The 3445-nt window shown below is 58.9% G+C and carries 2 protein-coding genes and 1 pseudogene; 2 read left to right on the top strand and 1 reads right to left on the bottom strand.

Annotated elements, in window-relative coordinates:
• Nucleotides 1–1050 (bottom strand): annotated as a pseudogene (locus NW860_RS04840) (hypothetical protein); the annotation flags it as partial.
• A 355-nt stretch (nt 1051–1405) separates the two neighbouring features.
• On the opposite strand from NW860_RS04840, the gene NW860_RS04835 reads away from it, so the two are divergent.
• Nucleotides 1406–1807 (top strand): cupin domain-containing protein, encoded by a 402-nt coding sequence (locus tag NW860_RS04835; protein ID WP_414512747.1) that lies wholly within the window; start codon nt 1406–1408, stop codon nt 1805–1807.
• Between the two features lie 92 nt (nt 1808–1899).
• Nucleotides 1900–3445, top strand: a 1546-nt coding sequence (locus NW860_RS04830) for a cellulose biosynthesis cyclic di-GMP-binding regulatory protein BcsB (RefSeq protein ID WP_414512745.1), incomplete at its 3' end; no start/stop codon positions are given.

Raw genomic sequence — 3445 nt, 5'->3', positions numbered from 1 at the left:
ACCAGCTCCACGAGCGAGGTAGGCGCTCATCCCAAGAGGCAAGGGTACCCAGAAAACAGCAAAACGGCATAGCTCTGGCAGAAACAGCCCTTGCCCCAGAGAAGCTAAGAGGATCACCAGCGGCATCCCCCAGATCAAGATCCAGACGCGACGGCCCAAACCGTGACCCAACAGGGATCCCAGCCCCAACAGCAGATAGGCAGGGGCCAGCACCGCCAGCCATTTCCCAGCCTCCAGCACCCCCCGCCAGCCACCCGCCTGCTGCAAGTCTTCCCGCAATTGCGGCAGCCGCAGACTGCTGCCCACCTGGTAGGTGAAAGCCCAGGGATCCCCTACCGACAGCCAATTCACATACAGCCAGCTCAGGATCAAGGCTAGGCTGATAAACCCCGCCACCAGCACCGCCGTCAGCCGGAAACCCCAGGACTGTTTGCGAAAAGCCAACAGCAGCACCCCTGCCACCCAGGGCAGCAGCCACCCACTTTCCCAACGCAGCACCATCAGGGGCCCCAGCGCCAGCCCAATGAGCAGCAGCCGCAGCGCAACGGGCAGCTCGCCAGAATCCGCCCCAGTCTCTGCCCTGGCCTGCTCCTCTTTACTCAAGGGAAACAGCAGGGCCATGTTCACCCCCACCAACCCTGCTGTGGCTGTCCAAACAGGGCTGCGCAGCAGCATCAAGATCAAAGTCGGCTGCACCACCATCAACAAACCCCACAGCCAGCGCCATCCCACCTCCACCGGCAAACGGCGTAACTGCCGCCACGTCCAGCCCAGCAGCAAAGAGCCCAAGATGGTCTGCAGCAACAGCGGGGATCGTCCCAGAATGGCCGTAGCCAGCACCAGGGAAGGGGGAAAAGTGGTGCCCACAATGGGCAGGCGCGGATCCGGCCCCAAGGCCGCCACGGATCCCTTATAGCCAAGAAACTGCATCTCCAAGCTCACCCAGCTCCAGCCTTCCTTCAAACCCCACAGAAGGCTAGCCAGCAGCAGAAACAGGATCCCGGTAGACGCGAAGAGCCGCAAGAAAGCCCTGAGCCTGTTGAGAAACATGGGTTACTTCAGTAGCTTCAAGAATTTAGAATTGATTGAAGATTAATTGGAGGGTAACTGGTAGAATTGATTGAAGATTAATTGGAGGGTAACTGGTTAAATCGCCAATCGAGCCTCAAGAGCTATTTAGTGTTAATGAGAACATGTCTCAAGTAGGGCGTGGGGATGGGCTGACGTGTCTGGGAACTGGACACAGGGCTAGATTAGCATTCCCTGGCCTGAGAGACTTTATCTACGAGTTTTGGCGTAGGCCAATTCAGCCATATTGTCGATGAGGAGGTCTCGGATGCTGAGAAAGAATGAGGGTGATTTGCAAGGACATGATAATGAGGGTGATTTGCAAGGACATGATCTTATGTTACAGGCTGTGCGGGACGTGAATGAAGCAGCAGTTCCAGCGCTTGAGCTGGTACCCTCTCAAGCAGAAACCCGTCCTTGGGGATCCTTGTGGGTTTTGGATGAAGGCCCGATGTACAAGATCAAGCGCATCGAGGTGAAGCCTGGCCATCGGCTCAGCCTGCAGATGCACTACCACCGCAGCGAGCACTGGATTGTGGTGCGGGGTACGGCGCGGGTCACGCGGGGCGAAGAGGTGATGCTACTCAACTCCAACGAATCCACCTACATTCCCCCCTGCACCAAGCACCGCCTGGAAAACCCTGGCACTACCCCTTTGGTCGTCATCGAGGTGCAGAACGGGGAATATTTGGGAGAGGACGATATTGTACGCTTCGAGGACGACTACGCTCGCTCATAGGGTAGGCCCAAGACAAGAAAGCTCTCTTGTGACCGGCTAATATGAAGCCTGGACGGCTGCTCCCACCTTTTAGCGCTAGGCTTTGTCTGTGCATGTCTAGGGATCCAAACAAAAAGGTGAGCCAGAGGAGAAGACGATGGGCGCTGCTCGTTGCCAGTTTGCTGTGCTGCGTGCCGGTAGAGGCAGGACAAGCAGAGCCTCTTTCGTTCCAAAGGCTAGGCTACGAGCGCTCGGTGCTGCTGCAGGGATCCAACCCGCGCCTCGATGTTACCGTCCCTGCCCCTATCAATGGCGTTGATCCTGAAGCTAGCTTTGTGCAGTTGCGGCTGGAGCCCTCACCGGTGCTGAAGCCGACTTCCACCGTGCGGGTGCTCATTAACGACGAGCTGGCCGGGATCTTTCTGGTGCAAGATCTGCGGCAGGAGCCAGTGGTGCGGGTGCCGATCCCAGATCTGCCCCCTGGTGAGCGCTTTATTACTGTCTCCGTCCAGCCTTTTTTGAGCATCAGCGATGACATCTGCGCCGATCTCAACACCGGCAATCTGTTGCTGACGGTGGGGCGGGACAGTTTCTTTGAGCTGGTGCCCCGCGTTCCGGATACCACGGTGGCTGGCTTTCTGCGCCTGGTATACCCTCAGCTTACTCTGGTGGTGCCAGCCAACCTCACTCCTGAAGCCGCAGAAGCGGCCCTTTGGCTGTATAGCTTGCTTTCCCACCTCTTTCCCCAGACCCCTATTCTCTGGAGCAGCCGCCCGGTTACAGGAGCTCAAGTTACCCTAGAACCGGCCAACTTCACCCCCCACTTGCAGCATGAAATTACCCCCGAGGGATCCCGCCTACGGATAGCCGCCCGCCGCGAGTCCATTCTTGCCCTCTACGAGGAGTGGAAGCGGGCAGGTCTGGTGAGCCGAGGGATCCAGGTGGCAGCAGTAGCCGATTTGGAGAGGGCCCTCAGAACCAACCGCCTCAGCTTCCGTGAGCTGGGGATTGTGGATCCCATGTTGCGGGGGTTTGGCAGCCAGTCTTTGGTCTTCAACTTCAGCCTGTCCCAATTAGGGGGACGACCGCGGGATCTGGCAGCGCAACTGGATGTGATCATGAACCCGGTGGATGGCCGGGTGGGGGATCGCCTCACCGGCTACGTGTTCTTGAACGGCGTTCTGTTGCGCACCTACAACCTGACAGGCCGCACCCAGCTCAACGAGACTGTTACTCTGCCCACCCGCCTGTTGCGCCGCTTTAATCAACTGGAGCTCCGCTTTGACTATGGCGCCAGCCCCGGTAATTGCCAGGGATCCCTGACCCCGCTGACTTTGCAAGTGCGTTCCGATAGCTCTGGCCTTCTCTGGAGCGGCTACCAAGCCCCTAGCGGCGAGCTGCAGGAGATCCCGGCGGTGCTGCAGGGATCCGGACGGGTTGGGCTGGGGGATCCCCAACTGCTGCCGGCTGCCGCCTACCTGGTCGGTGCCCTCAGCCGGCTGGCTGCCCGACCCCTGCTGCCCACCCTTGAGGTTTTGCCCAAAGAGGAAGCCAACCTGGAGACGGGGAACTTTGCCTGGCAGGTGATCGTGGCTGGGCCAGATCAGGTGGAGCTTAATAGCCCCATCCGGCTGGGATCCCAGTTTGAAATCATCAATC

The organism is Synechococcus sp. F70.1 (assembly GCF_047502745.1).
In the GTDB taxonomy this organism is placed as follows: domain Bacteria; phylum Cyanobacteriota; class Cyanobacteriia; order Thermostichales; family Thermostichaceae; genus Thermostichus.
This window is presented reverse-complemented; position numbering and strand designations above follow the sequence as displayed.

Excerpts from the sequence above, each read along its gene's own strand:
- NW860_RS04835 (WP_414512747.1), top strand. The coding sequence starts at position 1,406 with ATGTTACAGGCTGTGCGGGACGTGAATGAAGCAGCAGTTCCAGCGCTT.